At 42.7% G+C, this 18002-nt stretch carries 12 protein-coding genes; 6 read left to right on the top strand and 6 right to left on the bottom strand.

Translation table 11 applies throughout. The annotated features are described in order from the left end of the window. Positions 1 to 301: 301 nt before the first annotated feature. Entirely contained in the window at positions 302 to 1024 is a 723-nt protein-coding gene (locus HMPREF1536_RS14050) for an MBL fold metallo-hydrolase (protein WP_028729547.1), read from the top strand. An 18-nt stretch (positions 1025 to 1042) separates the two neighbouring features. Continuing rightward, positions 1043 to 1420: a VOC family protein gene (locus tag HMPREF1536_RS14045; RefSeq protein ID WP_028729546.1), complete on the top strand. Its 378-nt coding sequence runs from the start codon at positions 1043 to 1045 to the stop codon at positions 1418 to 1420. A 36-nt stretch (positions 1421 to 1456) separates the two neighbouring features. Here HMPREF1536_RS14045 and HMPREF1536_RS14040 read toward each other — a convergent pair whose 3' ends face one another. Continuing rightward, complete coding sequence (locus HMPREF1536_RS14040) at positions 1457 to 1930, bottom strand: GyrI-like domain-containing protein (RefSeq protein ID WP_028729545.1); 474 nt, start codon at positions 1928 to 1930, stop codon at positions 1457 to 1459. Positions 1931 to 2178: 248 nt separating this feature from the next. Here HMPREF1536_RS14040 and HMPREF1536_RS14035 point away from each other — a divergent pair, with 248 nt between their 5' ends. The 4 genes from HMPREF1536_RS14035 to HMPREF1536_RS14020 all read left to right on the top strand — a co-directional run bounded on the left by HMPREF1536_RS14035 (position 2179) and on the right by HMPREF1536_RS14020 (position 9568). Beyond that, positions 2179 to 3144, top strand: a complete 966-nt coding sequence (locus HMPREF1536_RS14035) for an ROK family protein (protein ID WP_028729544.1) — start codon at positions 2179 to 2181, stop codon at positions 3142 to 3144. An 87-nt stretch (positions 3145 to 3231) separates the two neighbouring features. After that, positions 3232 to 3756, top strand: a complete 525-nt coding sequence (locus tag HMPREF1536_RS14030; RefSeq protein ID WP_028729543.1) for an NUDIX domain-containing protein — start codon at positions 3232 to 3234, stop codon at positions 3754 to 3756. Positions 3757 to 4368: 612 nt separating this feature from the next. Beyond that, a complete protein-coding gene (locus HMPREF1536_RS14025; protein ID WP_028729591.1) occupies positions 4369 to 7809 on the top strand; it encodes a SusC/RagA family TonB-linked outer membrane protein in 3441 nt (1146 codons plus the stop codon). A 37-nt stretch (positions 7810 to 7846) separates the two neighbouring features. Beyond that, positions 7847 to 9568: a SusD/RagB family nutrient-binding outer membrane lipoprotein gene (locus HMPREF1536_RS14020; protein WP_028729592.1), complete on the top strand. Its 1722-nt coding sequence runs from the start codon at positions 7847 to 7849 to the stop codon at positions 9566 to 9568. A 107-nt stretch (positions 9569 to 9675) separates the two neighbouring features. Here HMPREF1536_RS14020 and HMPREF1536_RS14015 read toward each other — a convergent pair whose 3' ends face one another. The 5 genes from HMPREF1536_RS14015 to HMPREF1536_RS13995 all read right to left on the bottom strand — a co-directional run bounded on the left by HMPREF1536_RS14015 (position 9676) and on the right by HMPREF1536_RS13995 (position 17826). Further along, on the bottom strand, positions 9676 to 11082 hold the full coding sequence (locus HMPREF1536_RS14015) for an alpha-L-fucosidase (protein ID WP_028729593.1): 1407 nt from the start codon (positions 11080 to 11082) through the stop codon (positions 9676 to 9678). Positions 11083 to 11168: 86 nt separating this feature from the next. Beyond that, positions 11169 to 12662 carry a RagB/SusD family nutrient uptake outer membrane protein gene (locus HMPREF1536_RS14010; RefSeq protein WP_028729594.1) on the bottom strand — a complete coding sequence of 498 codons (1494 nt, stop codon included), beginning with the start codon at positions 12660 to 12662 and terminating at the stop codon, positions 11169 to 11171. Positions 12663 to 12681: 19 nt separating this feature from the next. Beyond that, a complete protein-coding gene (locus HMPREF1536_RS14005) occupies positions 12682 to 16038 on the bottom strand; it encodes a TonB-dependent receptor (protein WP_081693408.1) in 3357 nt (1118 codons plus the stop codon). Positions 16039 to 16253: 215 nt separating this feature from the next. Next, positions 16254 to 17195: a FecR family protein gene (locus HMPREF1536_RS14000; RefSeq protein ID WP_028729596.1), complete on the bottom strand. Its 942-nt coding sequence runs from the start codon at positions 17193 to 17195 to the stop codon at positions 16254 to 16256. A gap of 64 nt (positions 17196 to 17259) precedes the next feature. Beyond that, positions 17260 to 17826, bottom strand: a complete 567-nt coding sequence (locus tag HMPREF1536_RS13995) for an RNA polymerase sigma-70 factor (protein ID WP_028729597.1) — start codon at positions 17824 to 17826, stop codon at positions 17260 to 17262. Between the last annotated feature and the right edge of the window lie 176 nt (positions 17827 to 18002).

The following is an 18002-nucleotide window of genomic DNA, read 5'->3' as shown; positions in this document are numbered from 1 at the left end:
ATGAATAACTTATTGCTTTATTTATTATATTGGGAACGGAACAAATCAGCGGCTGATAATTATCGGCCGTATGGTTGACAATTATCAGCCAAGCGGCCAACGATTATCAACCATACGGCTGACGGTTATCAACAGCTGATTAGTCGCCATACTAATTTGAATTAGTATGTATAGTAATTGGGATTAGTACGCATAGTAAATAAAAATTCATCGAAATCCTTTTGTATATTTGTACCCGCCGAAACAACCAAAGCGGCGATTCCCGTGTTTTTATTACAGATCAACAAACAAGAAGAAGATTATGAGACTTACTTATATCTACCATAGCGGATTTGCCATCGAAGCGGAAGGATATGCCATCCTGATAGATTATTTCCAAGATACGGGAAAGACACCGGACACAGGCTTCGTTCATGACGAACTGCTTCACCGTCCCGGTACATTATATATATTATCGTCACATTTCCATCCCGACCATTTCAACCCGGAAATACTCGAATGGAAAAAGATAAAAAAGGATATCAAGTATATATTCTCCAAAGACATACTGAAAAGGCGCAGGGCTAAACCCGAAGATGCGTTATACCTGAAGAAGGGAGACGTGTTTGAGGATGAAAACATCCGCATCCAGGCTTTCGGTTCTACCGATGTGGGTATTTCTTTCCTGATAGATTGTGATGGGAAAAAACTTTTCCATGCTGGCGATCTGAATAACTGGCATTGGAAAGATGAATCGACACCTGCGGAAGTGGCCAAAGCAGAAGGCGACTACCTGCATGAACTGAATACACTGGCCGAAACGACCAATCATCTGCATCTGGCCATGTTTCCTGTCGATCCGCGTATCGGGACGGATTTTATGCGGGGAGCCCAGCAATTTGTCGACAGGATAAAGACAGACGTTTTAGTCCCCATGCATTTCTGGGAACGGCCGGCCGAAGTAATGGCTTTCGGCCCTTACGCCGAGTCGAAAGGCTGCCGTTATATCTTGTTGTCCGTACCCGGAGAAGGCACTGATTTTTAATTTATAAAGAAAACAATCATGGAAATTAAAAGTAAATTCGATCATTTCAACATCAATGTTCTCGACCTCGACAGAAGTATCGCTTTCTATAATAAGGCACTCGGGCTAAAAGAACATCACCGCAAAGAGGCACAGGACGGCTCTTTCGTCCTCGTTTACCTGACGGACGATCAGACGGGATTCCTGCTGGAACTGACCTGGCTGAAAGACCGCAACGCCCCCTACGAACTGGGAGACAACGAAAGTCATCTCTGCTTCCGTGTAGCCGGTGATTACGACGAAGTACGCAAATTCCATAAGGAAATGGACTGCGTATGTTATGAGAATACGGCTATGGGGCTATATTTCATCAACGATCCCGACGATTACTGGATCGAGGTTCTGCCAGCCAGATAAAAGACAGCATACCAATCATCTTGCACCAAAATTGTATCAGCCTTTTACCGGCAATACAATTTTGGTCAACCGTTCTTCATACGTCTGCTCCTTCTTCTTATAGTAAAATTCATAGGCCGTACCTTCGGGTTCATATCCCTTCTGCATGATCCAGGCCGTCATTTCCCCATACAGATAATCCATTTCATCATAATCGCCTTTGAACAAACAATGGACTACTTTCGTTTCAGGGATGATGCGTGATTGCAGGCTCTCGTTACCTTCCATCCAGGTAGAAAGAGGGAAACAGATCTCTATATCCAGATTATGTATATCCAGATCCAGGTAATCGTAGTAAATAATAAAAGGGACATCGGTCATATATACTCCGGTCGGCCGGAGAAGTGACAGTGCGACTTCGCGTTTTTCGGCAAACAGCCGTTCCATATCTTTATAGCTGGCTTTCATGCGGGCCGATAAAACAGGCTGTTCCGCCCGGACCATGAGCCGTATATCTGAAACCTGTGGCATAGTGTTATTCATTAATGGGTTAAGAATTTACCAAAGGTAAAATAAACATTCAATGAAGCGGTACCAGAATGCAGAAAAAAACTGAAAATGACATATTTTGATCCAACCTACAAGCAATCTTTCATTTATTGTAATAGATGAAATAAAACATCATTACGCATTTTTTTAAAGAAAATCATTGCAGCTAACCATATTCCTCTTATATTTGCTTTCCAGAAAAACTCATTATTAATCATAAATATAAAATCATGGAGAAGCCTTATGTAGTAGGTATTGATATAGGCGGTACCAATACTGTTTTTGGAGTAGTAGATGCGAGAGGTACAATTTTGTACAGTGGATCAATCAAAACAGGTAAATATACTGATATCGATGAGTATGTATCAGAACTTGGTCAAGGTTTGCTACAAGTAATCGATCAGGCCGGTGGTCCCGACAAAATCAAAGGTGTAGGCGTAGGAGCTCCTAATGGTAACTTCTTCAACGGCTGTATCGAATTTGCCCCAAACCTTCCGTGGAAGGGTAAAATTCCTTTGGCTCAGTTGATCAGCGAACAAATCGGTGGTATTCCTGTAGCATTAACAAATGATGCCAACGCTGCTGCGATTGGTGAAATGACTTATGGTGCAGCTCGTGGTCTGAAAGACTTTATCGTAATCACACTGGGAACAGGAGTTGGTAGCGGTATCGTTATCGGTGGTAACCTGGTTTACGGACACGATGGATTTGCCGGTGAATTGGGTCACGTAATCATGCGTCGTAACAACGGACGTCCTTGCGGTTGTGGTCGTCAGGGATGTTTGGAAACGTATGCTTCGGCAACAGGTGTGGCTCGTACAGCCCGTGAATATCTGGAAATCCGTAAGGACGACAGTTTATTGCGCGAACTCGATCCGGACGAAATCACTTCAAAAGATGTATATGAAGCAGCTATGAAGAATGATAAGCTGGCTCTTGAAATCTTCGAATTCACAGGAAACATCCTGGGTGAAGCTTTTGCTGATGCTGTTGCATTCTCAAGCCCGGAAGCAATCATTCTGTTCGGCGGTCTGACCAAGGCAGGCGATCTGATCATGAATCCGATCAAACGTTCTATGGAAAAGAATATGCTGAAAGTATACGAAGGTAAAACTAAACTGCTTTTCTCTCAATTGAAAGAAAGCGATGCAGCTGTACTCGGTGCCAGCGCATTAGGTTGGGAAGTAAAAGAGTAATCGTATTTCAACGGGGTTCAGCCCCAGATCGAGGGCGGCTTCAGGCCGCCCTTATTTGTTTATATACATTATATATATATTAATAATATGAGTCATCCTTTACATCAGTTTATCTATTGTCCGAAATGTGGTGCCAAAACATTCGTCGAACGTAACGAGAAGGCCAAAATGTGTACCACTTGCGGTTTCGTCTATTATTTTAACCCCTCATCGGCAGTAGCCTGTTTTATCCGTAACGCAGCCGGGGAAGTTTTATTGGTACGTCGTGCGAAGGATCCGGCCAAAGGAACACTCGATTTGCCGGGAGGTTTTGTCGACATGCATGAATCGGCTGAAGAAGCAGCACATCGCGAAGTGAAAGAAGAAACAGGACTGGATATCACCGAATGCTGTTACCTGTTTTCTATTCCTAACCTTTATCCATATTGCGGTTTTGAAGTACACACGATAGATATGTTTTTCGAATGCCATGTAGAAAACTTCAACAACGCTCATGCAGAAGACGATGCAGCTGAAATTGTTATTTTGAAAGAGGAAGAGCTGAAAGCGGATGACTTCGGATTGATATCAATAAAGAAAGCAATTGAAATTTACAAAGAAAACAATCGTTAACTTCCATCTTTTTATCTATCAATTGACAATTAGGGGACGAAATATTTCGTCCTTCTTATTTTCCGTATTACAATTTCTCTACCACATCCTACTTATTGTTTTTTTATAAAAAAGAAGATACATAACCCTAAAAAAAGCCATAGTTCTAAAAGAACTCCGTACTAAATATCCGGCGCAAATATATTAATAAATTATCAAACACTGTTATTTTACGTCAAAAAAAGATATATTATGCTTTGTTTTTAACAACTTCAACAATAACAAAGAAAATAATCAGCATTCAATCTGACTACAAATCTTATCCTTTGATTATATTCATATTGTACATTTTGATATCATTATAAATTTGTATGTTAATCGTAATATCCTCCTATTCATATTAAACAATATTTATTAATGCCAGATAGATAAACAGAAAGTAATTCATATGAACCAATGTTATAAAAAAAAGCTTTTAACCTTACTTAACCAATAGAATACTATTGATAATTAGATGTTTTCTGCTTACATCACACCATAGTTCTTTTAGAACTAAGATCAAAAACATCAATAAACGTCAAATCTAAAGCAACTCCACTAACACTAGTATTATTATCAATAAACTCATTAATTATGTTGAAACACTTCAAACCTGTCAGCTTAATTCTTGTCGCAGGAGCAATAACACTTCCTACAAGTGTATATGCAGACTTAGCGCCAGAAAAGCACGAAACTGCTATTACCCAACAAAGTGGTAAAGTAAGCGGTGTTGTAGAAGATGATTTCGGACCTGTTGCCGGAGCATCAGTAGTGATCAAAGGAACCACTCACGGTAGTATTACCGATATGGATGGTAAATTCAACCTGGAAGGAGTAAAAAAGGGAGACATTATCCAGATTTCTTTTATCGGATATGCTACTCAGGAAGTCACCTACACTGGCCAATCTTCATTAAACATTAAACTAGCAGAAGACACTCAGAAGCTGGACGAAGTTGTCGTAACAGCTTTGGGTATCAAGAAAGATGCCAAGAAATTAGGTTATGCCGTAAGTAATGTATCATCTGAAGAATTAACCAGAACTGGCGGTTCAAACATTGCAACCGGACTTTACGGTAAAGCTACCGGTGTACGTATTCAGGCTGCTCCTGGTGGCGGTACATCAGCGGTATCTATCTCCGTTCGTGGTCTTTCTTCTATCACGGGTAATACTCAACCGCTGATCATCATGGACGGTGTACCTCTTCACAACAGTAACACCAACAATGATGGTTACTGGGGTAACCAGCGTATCAACTCCAACGGTATGGTAGATATCAACCCCGAAGATGTCGAAAACATCTCTATCCTGAAAGGAGCTGCCGCTTCTGCCCTGTACGGATCGGAAGCTGCCAACGGTGTTGTGATGATTACTACCAAAAAAGCTAAAGCCGGTTCAGGTACTCAGATTGACTTCAGTGCAAATGTAAGTTTCGACAAAGTGGCTTATATGCCTGAAATACAAAAGGAATACGGTCCGGGTTACGATAACTCACAATTAGGAAACGATAGTCAAGAAGCTTTAACTGGTTTCCGTCAGTTACGTGTAGACCGCAACGGTAACGCAATTGTTACGCCGAACCGTGAAACTTATTATTCGTGGGGGGCTAAATATGATCCCAGCAAAATGGTTACTTACTTTGACGGTACACAGCGTGCATTCGCACCGATTGACAACAACCAATGGGCAGATATCTTCCGTACCGGTGTAAACCAAACTTACAACCTATCGTTGACCAACAGTTCCGAGAAAAACAACGTACGTTTCTCATACACTTACAACGATGTAAAAGCTATGCAGCTCAACTCTAACAACCATAAGCATAATTTCAACTTAAACGGAACATTCAATGTAACCAATACCATCAAGTTGAACTACACGGCCACTTATCAGAACCAGTTCATTAAGAACCGCCCGTATCGTATCAGCCGTTTAACCAACAACTTCAGTGGTATGTTCGGTGGCTTCACCGATGTTGCTTACATACGCGACCATACAGTAACAAGCCTTGGTTATCAAAACAGCACATCATCGTATAACGGTGGAACAAGCGATACATTAACACCAGACGAACAATTCCTTTATACCCCAATGGGATCTACCTCATTAATGAGTGAATACTTCTGGAACATTATGGGTAAAGAACAGTTGGAAGAACACCAGCGTTTCATCGGTGCAGTCAACCCGACTTGGGAAATCATCCCTGGATTAACATTGAACGGTCGTGTAGCAGCCGACTTGACTGTTGACAAGATTGAAAACAAAAACCGTGCAGAAAACGCACATGTATTCTCTACCAACGGTCAGTATAGCGACTCTTATGGATTAAATAACAGCCGCTACCAGATTGTTTATAGCGATGTGATGTTGATGTTCGATAGAACATTCAATGAGCTTCATAATGTAACAGCCAACCTAGGTTGGACAGCTCGCCAGGAATCTTATTACAAATCGGATGTTAGCACCAGCCAAGGTCTGACACAAGAAAACTGGTTCCACTTGAACGCCTCTGTCGGCACAAAGAATGCAAGTATGACCAAACAAGATTTGCTTAAAACAGGTGCTTTCCTGACTGCCAGCTACGGCTACAACGGCTGGGGATTTCTGGAAGGTTCTATCCGCCAGGAAAAGACCTCTACCCTGAAGAAAGGCAACAATTCATTCTGGTATCCTTCTGCCAGCGCCAGCGTACTCTATACGGAATTACTTAAAGACCAAATGCCAACTTGGTGGAACTATGGTAAAGTACGCGCTTCTTATGGTATTGTAGGTAATGCCCCTGAACTTTATCGCGCCGTTTTGGCATTCAAACAAGAATCATTGCTGAGAGGATCTACTTACAGTTATAATTACATTGATAAGAGTATCGGTAATGAAAGTATCAAGCCGGAAACCAAGTATGAATTTGAAATCGGTTTGGAAAACAAATTCTTTGGAAACCGCTTAGGCATGGAATTCAACTTCTATAGCAATACCATCAAAGACCAGATTCTTCAAACGACCAGTGCCGCTTCTATGGGTGCACAGAGCATGTTGATGAATGTAGGTGAGTTGAGCAACAAGGGTGTTGAATTTAGCGTATACGGTACTCCTATTGAAAACAAAGATTGGAAATGGGATCTGCGTGCAAATGTAGCTTGGAACAAAAATACAGTAAAAAAGTTAGCTGATGGTTTGGATGTATTAAATCACTCGGATATTGATGGTGGTGCAGCCTCGCTTGAATCACATGTAGGCGAATCTATGGGTGACTGGTATACTTATACTTGGAAAACAGACGAAAACGGCAATTACATCGTAGGCAGCAACGGTTTGTATATAACCGATACATCCGAACGTCACAAAGTAGGTAACGCCATGCCAAAAGTTACCGGAGGTTTCGGTACAAGTTTAAGCTATAAGAACTTTACTTTGGATATGGCCTTCGACTTCCGTTTTGGTGGCGATGTATTGAACACACCTTGGCAATACATGATGGCTGTAGGTAATATTACCGACGCCGTAGGTGTTCGCGACCATTCCACAGGAGGTTTATTCTACTACTGCGACACAGAAAAAATGGACGACAAAGGTTCTATCCATATCGTTAACCCAAGTGAAGTAAGCAACTACAAACGAGGTGAAACGATGATAAACGGTCACTATGTTTGGGACAACGGTTTGATCTTGCCGGGTGTAAAAGAAGACGGCACACCAAACGACATCATTGTAACTCAAATGGAAGCAAACGTCAGCCAATATGGTTGGGGTACAGGCGCCAGCATGAGTTATCAGGATGCTATCCAAAAGAACAGCTACATCAAATGTCGTGAAATCAGCCTGGGTTATACACTGCCGAAAGACTTGACCAAGAAGTTTGCTTGCAATAACCTGATGGTTTCAGCTTTCGTACGTAACCCGTTCTATGTATATCGCACATTAAAATTGTTCGACTCTGAAACAACAGACGGTACAAACTGGATTTATCAGGCACAATTAGGCGGTTCAACGGCCAGTGCACGCACATTCGGTTTCTCTGTTCGTGCAAACTTCTAATTTACATTTTATTAAATCAGATTAAAAAGAAGAATTTATGAAAAAGATATTTTCATTGTTAGCAGGAGGAATCGCACTAGTATCGCTTGCCTCATCATGCGCCGATTCAGCGTATGATGATAAGTACGCAGATCCTTCTCAAACAACAACAGTAGGTGTACCTCAGGTATTTACCGCCGTAATGTTTAAAGGGAACACCTGGATGAACCCGATTTATTATCGTCATTGGGTACAATCAACCACCTCAGGTCTGTTCTCCGGAGTTATCGGTACAACCAATTCGCGTGCTCGCTATATGGGTTCCGGTGAAGGACGTTACAATGATCGTTGGAAAGAATTTTACGATATGCTAACCCAACAGCGTTTGTTAGAATATACTTATGAAAATCTTTCCGAAACAGAAAAGCCCTCAAACATTGTATTCTATTATCTGGGTCGCACACTGGTTGAATCACAATTACATGAAATGTTGTCCATATTCGGAGATGTACCTTTCAACGGTGCAGGTACACTTTGGAGAGATGGCGATTACAATGCAGCCAAAGAAAAATGCGTTTATGATGACGATGTAGCACTTTATAAGCAGATCCTTGTCGACCTGAAAGAAGTCGGCGACTATTTTGCCAGTGGCAATGTAAACCAGATTGGTCTTACCTCATTAAGCCGTCAAGACTACACGATCGCGGCCGGTGATGCTACATTATGGCGCAAATATGTCAACTCACTCCGTCTGCGTATTGCTCTTCATTTGTCTACTGCCGGCGATTGCACAGCAGAAGCCCATGCTGCCATTGCCGAAATCCTGAACAATCCGGGACAGTATCCGCTGATTGACAACAATACGGAAAATATGGGTGTGACAGCCAATACCCAGAAGGACGATTTCAATTTCGGTAAAAGTTTCTCACAAGCGCTTCGCTCAGGTGGTATGGCTGCTTGTTCACAGACTATTCTGGATGCTATGAACTTGCCGACAAACGGTTTACCTGACGAAAATACCGACCCACGTCTGGAAGTTATGTACGATTGCAACCCCGATGGACAATACATCGCTTATGATGTCATGATGACCGAGGCTGAAATCACAACCTTGAAAGACCAAAAACAGAAAGAGTATGTAGAAAGAGGTATGACACAAGCCAATTATTTCTGTGAAATCGACACAATCGCTGCCGCCGGTTGGGCTACATATCAAGGAAACGAAAACATATTCGGCCTATGGTTAAGTGCAGCCGAAGTAAGTTTCAGCAAAGCCGAAGCTTATTTGATGGGATATGGCGTGAGTACCGATGCCAACAAGGCGAAAGCAAACTTCATTGAAGGAGTGAAACAGTCTACCGAATACTATTGGGACATGAAGGAAACCAGCTCGCTTCATAAAGAAGGCAACGATAGCTACAGAGGATTCCGTCCATTGGTTAGACCAACAAACGATGCTATTGCAGCCTACGCCGAAAGCATCTGGAAACCGACCCAGGAGGTTATCTGCACGCAGTTATGGCTGAACTTCGGCTTCATGAACAAGCTGGAAGCATGGAACGTAGTACGCCGTACAGGTTATCCTGTAGTTGAATTTGCAACAGATAACCAGGTATCTGGTTTCCCTACTCCTCCTAACCGTTTGCCTTATCCAAACGATGAGTTGACTTACAACAGCGAAAACTGCCAGGCAGCTATCGCTAAAAACTATGAAGAGCCAAGTGGTTATTACACCAACCTCTTCTGGGCTAAGAAAACTTATTATAAGATGGTTAGATAATCAACAAAAATATCTCCACACAATTATATAAAACATAATTGATGGTAAATGTGGAAACCGAAACCGCCCCGAAGTGATTCGCGGCGGTTTTTATTTATATACTATAATTAGCGTTGTTCATCATACACCCCGAACTCAGCAATTGAAGCCTGCCCATTGGTGTTCTCTATTTCTATTTTGACTTTGTTTCCCCAAACACGGTCAAAACGATGCACTTTAACTTTATCAGCCTTATCTCCCGAACAGATCTCTTTCCAGATACCATCCGTTTCATATAATAAGCGATACCGTTGTATACTTCCCTGAAGATCGGTTATTGTTATCATATTGAAAGAATGGCATTTATCCAGATCCACTTCCAACCAGGGGGTTGCTACAGCCTTGTTCGACCGCCAACTGGTTGTAAAATCATCGTCATTTCCAAAATCCATAATCCACATATCCTCACTCCAACTGGAATTAGCCGGTTTACCTTTGGCTATATTCGTTGCAATTATTGGGGCATCATAAGCCGGAAGTTGGGGTACGGCTACATCGTCTTTCCAGAGTTCTCCGATTTTCTTCAATCCCTCAACAGCATTCGGATCGATCAGGCCGTCACGGTTAGGAGCCACATTCAATATAAAATTGCAATAAGCCTGATTGAATGGTTCCAGATTATCCTTTACAATCGTAACGGGATCTTTTACAGGCGATACCGGAAAGTTTTCTTTCCAGAACCAGCTCTTATTGATCGGTAAGCAAGATAAAGCGGGTAGTTGGTTCGTCTCTTTTGAAATATGTTGTCCGGCATTCTGCTCATACGATTTTATATCTGTGTAGAACAAGGCATCCTTCGGATACTTGGCGGCATTCAGATCCATCACCAGGCAATTGGGCTGAAGTCTTTTTATCAACCGGTACACTTCCTCAAACGGTATTGTCTCATAGGAGATACGCGACCAGGGAGCGTCCCAGCCATCAATGATGATTGCAGTTATCTCCCCATAGTTGGTAAGAAGTTCCGTTAACTGCTCTTTGACCATTTCGACATGGGCTTTAGTGATAAAGCCGGGACGCAGTTTATGATGGGTATCGAGTATGGAATAATAAAGCATCGTTTTCAGTCCTTCCTTACGGAATGCTTCGGTATATTCTTTTACGACATCACGTTTGAGCGGACTATTCATCACATTATAACCGGTCGTTTTCGTATCCCAGATACAGAAACCACTATGATGTTTGGTCGTCAGGCATCCGTAACGCATCTTAGCGGCTTTCGCAGCTTTGGCCCACTGCCCGCAATCCAGCTTCACCGGATTGAAAATGGCCGGACTCGCTTCCGGATCCGCCCAGTCGTCATCCATAAACGTAGGGATATTGAAGTGGATAAACATACCGAACTTCAGGTCGACAAACTGCTGCTGCAAAGTCTTTAAATCCGAAATTCCACTTGTCGGTTGTGCTTTTAATCCCTGCACTGCCAGACTGCATAAAAAAGCGAGACACAAAAGAATAGATACATTTTTTCTCATAACTGTTCCTTATTAAAATATTTGCCGGTTTCTCCGAAAAGTCAACCGGCAAATATACCTTTTTATTTTACTGAATAATCGTTATTTCAATAACCATCATTCTGTTTCAGGTTCTTGTTATTCTTGATCTCGTTGGTCGGGATCGGGAATAACAGTTCCCGTTCGCTCAGAGCCGGCCCGTAAGTGAATTTATGGCCAACATAGTTATCAAACTTTCCGGTTGTCAGATTCAGCACCTTGCGGGTACGAGCCATATCAAACCATATCTTATTTTCAAAAGACAGTTCATGATAACGTTCTTTCCAGACTGCCTGGCGAAACTCATCCTGCGACAAGCCGCTAAGACCTTTCAGGTTTGCCCGCTGCCGCACCTGGTTCACGCAGGAATATGCATCGGCTGAAGGACTTCCATCGGCTTCATTCTGTGCTTCAGCATACATTAATAATACGTCTGCATAACGAAGCAACGGATAATTCAAACTGCTTTTCGCCGTATTCAGGTTCGCATCCATATCGAAGAACTTAAAGATATGATAAGCACCGAACTTAACGATCTCTTCCCTGTTCGCATTCGAAGTAAACTGGGTATAATAGAATTCGCCTTCCTCTGTCCGCTTATCTCCTTCTTCATAGGTATTAATAAATTCATCCAGTACGACTATCGAACCTGTTTCAGTCGAGTAGTAGGAAATATCCATATTATAAGGCAAATATAAGCTTTGGAACGGACTTTCCACTATTCCCGACTGATATTGGATCATAAAAAGATGTTCCCCTTTATTTTCCATTTCAATATTATGCAGATCGCCGTAGGAAGAAAACAGCTTGTAACTACCGTTATCTATCACTTCCTTCGCCTTGGATGCAGCCAGCGAGTAATATTCCTTCCCCTTTTCCAACGGATAACCAGCCATTGTCAGATAGACGTTTGCCAACACGGACTTAATAGTAGCCATTGTTACTTTGCCACTTTCATCTACCCAGGGCAACTCTGATTTTTCAGCTTCCTTCAAGTCGGAGATGATCTGGTTATAAACTTCCTCAACAGAAGCCTGCTGCGGATATAATTCGGGAGAAGAAGCATCTACCGGTACCAGAACCAAAGGTATCGACCCGAACAAACGAACCAGGTTAAAATAGTTATACGCCCGGAGAAAATAAGCCTCACCCAGACATTTTTTCTTTGTACTGTTATCCATTTCGATACCGGGTATATAGGTAATTGCCAGATTCGCATTCGCTATTGCACGGTAAGTATAGTTCCACCAGCTCTTGCTGTATTCGTTGTCGGAGTTATTCACCACCAGTCGGATATTATTGATGTTGACATTCTGGCTCACTTTCGTTCCGGCAAGTCCGGTCTGGAAATCGGTCATGAAATAAGGGTTACCGCCATAGTCGCCATTGGCCGAATATCTTAAATCCTGATAAATCGAATTCACTACGCTGCGGGCGTGTTCTGCCGTTCTGAAATAATTCTGCTGGGTAAAATTAGACGGGTTCGATTCATCCAGAAAGTCTGTACAACTACTACACCCCAGAACCAGCGATACTATCAATAGTGCATATCTTGTTTTCATAACTTAATCGTATTTAGAATTAAAAACTAACATTCAGCCCGATGGTAAACGTACGTGGTTTCGGATAACCGAATACAGTTATACCCTGGGCAAAGGTTTGTGTGGCATCGGATACTTCCGGATCATAACCATTGTACTTCGTGATCAGGAAGAAGTTCTGCACACTGCCGTATATCCTCAGGTATTTTACATAGAACTTATTGGTCAGTTCCGAAGGGAATGTATATCCCACTACCAGGTTCTTACCACGCAGGAACGAGCCGTCTTCTATAAAATGAGAGTCGATATTCGTTGTATATCCAGCACCGGTCGGCCTGATCTGGGCAATCATCGTATTCTGGTTTTCAGGCGTCCAGGCATTCAGCACGGTCTTGTAGCTGTTGGCTATACCTGTACGGTCTTCTGCCGAGTGTTTAGAGATATCCATTACATCGTTGCCAAACATATATTGCAGGTCGACAACCAGGTCGAAGTTTTTATAACGGAACGAGTTGGAGAATGTTCCGTAACCGTCGGGAATACCCTTACCGATGATCATACGGTCGAGGTCATTGATCTGTCCGTCGTTATTCCTGTCCCAAAGTTTCAGGTCACCCGGGCGAAGGTTATATTTAGCGGCTTCCGCAGCTTCGTCCGTACTCCAGGTACCCAGGCGTTTGTAGCCGTAGAAAGAACCTACCGGTTCACCTACACGGATGATATTATTGCTGGACGACAAAATGTCCGGCCCCGGATAAATATCATCGCCACCTTCGCTCAATGCCAAGACCTTGTTCTTATTGAAAGAGATATTGAAAGTCGACTCCCATGTAAAGTTCTCATTCCGGATATTCACCGTATTGATAGAAAACTCGAAACCTTTATTACTCATACTACCGATATTCTTTGTGATAGAGGTAAAACCACTGGAAGCCGGCACCGGTGCATTCAGCAACATATCCGTCGTTTTCTTATAATATACATCCATTTCCAGGTTGATCCGGTTATCGAGCAAACCGATATCCAACCCAGCATTCACCTGAGAAGTCTTTTCCCATTTCAAATCCGGGTTAGCCAATGAGGAGACTCCGATACCGGAAGCTTTGGAACTACCGAATACAGTCGTGTAATTTCCTAAACTTCCCTGCGAAGCATAAGCACCCGTTTCCGAGTTACCGGTCAAACCATAACTGGCTCTCAGTTTCATGTTGGAGATCGCCGTTACCGGTTTTAAGAATGCTTCTTCAGAGATACGCCAGGCAGCACCTACAGACGGGAAGAACGCATACCTGTTCGACTGGCCGAATTTGGAAGAACCATCCAGACGAGCCGTTGCCGTCAGTAAATATTTACTTTTAAAGCCGTAATTCACACGCGCAAAATAAGAGTTCAAACCATAGGCGTTCGCATTGGATGCAGCCGTAGGAGAAGTTCCTATTCCCAGGTTATTATACTGGAAGAAGTCATCTTCGAAACCTGTTGCAGAGGCTGTAGCCGATGCGTTATCGACATGCTGCCAGGACAAGCCGACCATACCGGTCAGCGAATGCATACGGGCAAACTCTTTATTATAAGTCAGGTAGTTCTCAAACTGCCAGGAGTTATTTCTATTATTATTAACAGAAGCGCTACCATTGGGTGAAGAGATCCAAATCAGCTGACGGCCACCATAGTAACCGGATTTCTGGTTAATGATATTAGCACCTAATACCGAACGGAATTCCAGACCGGGCATCAATGTAATATTAGCATACACATTACCCAGCATTGTCTGTGTCTCCATGGTGTAGTTACGGTCTTTAGCTACCTGTACGGGGCTGTTGCCACCTTCCATTCCCGGATAATCGTTATTTCCGGCGAAAGTACCATCCTCATAGCGAACCGGCAGGAAAGGCAACGCCTCTACTATCTGGCGTCCTACGGTTATACCGCCATCGCCCATAGAGTCGGTCTGGCGTTCCTGTTGGTAAGCGTAACTTAAGCTACCTCCTACCTTCAACCATTTGGTCAGTTCGCTATCCATAAAGAAACGGGCGGAATAGCGTTTCAGATAAGACTCGATGATCAGACCGTCTTCTCCTCTGAATCCGACAGACAGGCCGTAGCTATCGCCCCCCTTCGTATTGGACACAGATATCTGGTGTGTCTGGGAGAAGGCATTCCGTATCGTTTCATCCTGCCAATCGGTATCATACAACGGCCGGCCGTTTGAATCGAACAACCTCGGATCGGTTCTTTTCAGTTTCGGATCCTTATAACTGCCATTCTTCCATCCATCAGGATCAAACTTCTGTGCATTGGCATAGGCCAGTTCTTCCAGTTGTAAAAACTCCGAAGCATTTAGGACATCCAGTTTCTTAGGAAGGACACCTATACCGAAGTCTGTATCGTAACGGATGGTTGTTCCCATCCCTTCACCTTTCTTGGTGGTAATCAGGATCACACCGTTGGCTCCGCGTGCACCGTAGATGGCTGTTGCAGATGCATCTTTCAAAACCTCTACCGATTTGATGTCATTCGGGTTCAGGTAATCGATCGGAGAAGTTCCGTTCGTCAATGTACTGACGTTCAATATAACACCGTCCACAACATAGAGCGGATCATTCGTTACGCTGATGGAAGAATTACCACGGATACGAATAGAAGCGCGTCCGCCCGGACGGCCTGAGTTGGTGGAGATATTCACACCGGAAACCCTACCCGACAAAGCCTGTCCGAAAGAGGTAACCGTACGTTGTGCCAAGGCATCTTCCTTGACGGAACCGGATGCTCCCGTCAGGTCACTTTTCTTCATCGTACCGTAACCCACCACAACGATCTCGTCAATATTCTGAGTATCTTCCTGTAAAGTGATCTTTAGAATCGATTTATTCCTGGTACTTATTTCCTGCGACAAGTAACCGATATACGAAACGACCAATGTGGCATTATCCGGTATCTCAAAAGCAAACTTCCCGTCTACATCTGTCATATTCCCGATAGTCGTGCCTTTTACCAATACATTCGCTCCGATAACGGGTTCTCCATTGCCGTCGACCACAACACCTGATATCCGGCGACCGGCCTGCTGCTGTTGCTGCAGTGCGATAATATTATTTTCCTTCGAGGATAAAACGATATGGTTTCCTTGGATCATATACTCGATGTTCGTATCCTCGAACAATTCGTCCAACACCTGGCTTACCTGTTTATCCTTTACTTTTACGGAAACTTTACGATTTACATCGATCTGGTTGTTATACACAAAGAGATACTCTGTCTGTTTCTCTATTTCAGAGAATATCTTGTTTAACTGCGTACTGGATTTACTGATGCTTACCCGCATATTCTGCGAATGAGTTGTAGAAGCGAACGAACAAAATATACAGACTAATAACAGGAATGTAGTTATTCGCATAATTCTGAATAGTTGTTTAAGGTTGGGACTTTTTAGGCAATAATGTCCCTGTAAAGTATTTTTTTTCATACATTTGTTGTTTCAAAGTAATACAATTTAATGAATTGTGTTATAGATTCTTGCCGGTTGATGCGTCACCATCAGCCGGCATTTTCGTTAACAAGGATTTTTTATGTCATAGGCAAACAAGATTAAAAGGTTAATACTAAATTGGATCAGTTTATATAAACGATATGATTCTCACGATCCCGTTGATAGGTAAAATGAATATTCTTCTGCAACAGGCTCAGTGCGTAATCCACTCCATCCGTTTGTTTGAATTTACCGGTATACAGATATTGAGTGACTTTCTGATTGTTAACTACAATAGTCAGGCCATAAAACTTTTCAAAGTCTTCCATAACCACTTTGAAAGGCTCGTCGACAAAGCAGATCAGGCCTTCTTTCCAACGGTACCGCTCATAGTTACTGACTTTTTGCGTCAGTAGCTTCCCGTTTGACCGATATACCTTATTATTAGGCTTCAGCGAAACGGCCTGTGTCGGATCGTCGAGCATCGAGACCTTTACACTTCCTTCCATCAACACCGTTTCAAATTTATCCCGGGAAGAATAAGCATCTATATTGAACTTGGTACCCAGTACCTCGACACTACATTCTTTGGTATTAACGATAAATGGCCTTTTCGAATCTTTTGCAACGTCGAAATAGGCTTCTCCATCCAGCTTAACCTGACGGTTTTCCTTATTGAAGGATACCGGATATTGTATAGTGGTCTGGGCATTCAGCCAGATATTACTGCCGTCAGGCAAAGTTACGTTTACGCATTGACCGGCCGGAACCGATATGGTCTGCATAGCGATCGGCCCTTCCGTTTTTTCCGATTGCCAGAAGTAACCGAGGCCAAAGGCAACGACAATCATTGCGGCAACTCTCAGGAACCGGGCCACGCCACGACGCAGGAAGTATTGCTGTCTGCCGGCCTGTTGCTGTACCTGTTTATCCTCCCCATGCAATAAGACGGCATTATAAAGCTTCCGCTCTTTCAAAAGAAATTGCTTATTGCCCGGATCTGATTCCATCCAGTGCATGATTGCTTCTTTCTCCTCCAGCGTAGCCGCTCCGGCAAAAAATTTATGTAATAATTCTTTTTCCATTTTTCCTGTTTCTGTCTATATAGAAATCGGGAGAAGGAAGTGCCTAGTTAAAAAATGGAAAAAGTCACAATTGGTAGAGTAAAAAGGGAAGCAACACATAATAATCCTTGAGATTGACGCGCAAAGCTGATAATGCTTTAGCGATATGGTATTCTACTCCTTTCGCGGTCATATTCATTTCCTCGGCTATCTCTTTGCGGGTTTTGTTGGCAACCCGGCTCATGATGAAAATACGGCGGGTCTGTTCCGGCAACTGCTCCAAAGTCCGGTTGACTATTTCTTTTATTTCATTGGTGAAAAGCTCTGTCGGTTCACAGACTTCCAGGGAAGATATTTGAATGTTCAATTCCCATTCGGCCACATTCCTGATCCGCTGAGATACATCTTCCTGAAGCTGTTTACGCTTCAGGTGGTTCAGGCATTTATGCTTAATCAATGTCAGGATATAGGCAGGAATATTGGAGTCTTCACGCAGGATATCCCTCACTTCCCAGTAATCCATAAAAGCTTCCATTACAAAGTCTTCGGCCACTGTCAAATCTTGCACATACGAATTTGCAAAGCTGATAAAGCGGCTTTTATAATCTTCAAATAGCTGATTTAATTTCTTTATGTCTTCCGATCCCTTCATTATGCCCTTTCATTCGTAGAAAGCGTAAATATAGAACATTTTTTATTCTTCTTTAGTAAAGAACGTCTCTCTTTTTATTCAGGCCGATTTGTTTATGAAATCAAATATTAATTCTTTTTGTTAATAACTTACTAAGCATTTGTATGTTATTCTTTATATTTGCAACTTAGAACTAA

Origin of the sequence: Parabacteroides gordonii MS-1 = DSM 23371, assembly GCF_000969825.1 — a bacterium.
In the GTDB taxonomy this organism is placed as follows: Bacteria; Bacteroidota; Bacteroidia; order Bacteroidales; family Tannerellaceae; genus Parabacteroides; species Parabacteroides gordonii.
Note: the sequence above shows the minus strand (reverse complement) of the source record. Positions and strands in the feature narration are given on the sequence as shown.

Bases quoted from the DNA above. Each gene is read 5' to 3' on its own strand.
- HMPREF1536_RS14050 (WP_028729547.1), top strand. From the start codon at position 302: ATGAGACTTACTTATATCTACCATAGCGGATTTGCCATCGAAGCGGAA.
- HMPREF1536_RS14045 (WP_028729546.1), top strand. From the start codon at position 1,043: ATGGAAATTAAAAGTAAATTCGATCATTTCAACATCAATGTTCTCGAC.
- HMPREF1536_RS14040 (WP_028729545.1), bottom strand. From the start codon at position 1,930: ATGCCACAGGTTTCAGATATACGGCTCATGGTCCGGGCGGAACAGCCT.
- HMPREF1536_RS14035 (WP_028729544.1), top strand. From the start codon at position 2,179: ATGGAGAAGCCTTATGTAGTAGGTATTGATATAGGCGGTACCAATACT.
- HMPREF1536_RS14030 (WP_028729543.1), top strand. From the start codon at position 3,232: ATGAGTCATCCTTTACATCAGTTTATCTATTGTCCGAAATGTGGTGCC.
- HMPREF1536_RS14025 (WP_028729591.1), top strand. From the start codon at position 4,369: ATGTTGAAACACTTCAAACCTGTCAGCTTAATTCTTGTCGCAGGAGCA.
- HMPREF1536_RS14020 (WP_028729592.1), top strand. From the start codon at position 7,847: ATGAAAAAGATATTTTCATTGTTAGCAGGAGGAATCGCACTAGTATCG.
- HMPREF1536_RS14015 (WP_028729593.1), bottom strand. From the start codon at position 11,082: ATGAGAAAAAATGTATCTATTCTTTTGTGTCTCGCTTTTTTATGCAGT.
- HMPREF1536_RS14010 (WP_028729594.1), bottom strand. From the start codon at position 12,662: ATGAAAACAAGATATGCACTATTGATAGTATCGCTGGTTCTGGGGTGT.
- HMPREF1536_RS14005 (WP_081693408.1), bottom strand. From the start codon at position 16,038: ATGCGAATAACTACATTCCTGTTATTAGTCTGTATATTTTGTTCGTTC.
- HMPREF1536_RS14000 (WP_028729596.1), bottom strand. From the start codon at position 17,195: ATGGAAAAAGAATTATTACATAAATTTTTTGCCGGAGCGGCTACGCTG.
- HMPREF1536_RS13995 (WP_028729597.1), bottom strand. From the start codon at position 17,826: ATGAAGGGATCGGAAGACATAAAGAAATTAAATCAGCTATTTGAAGAT.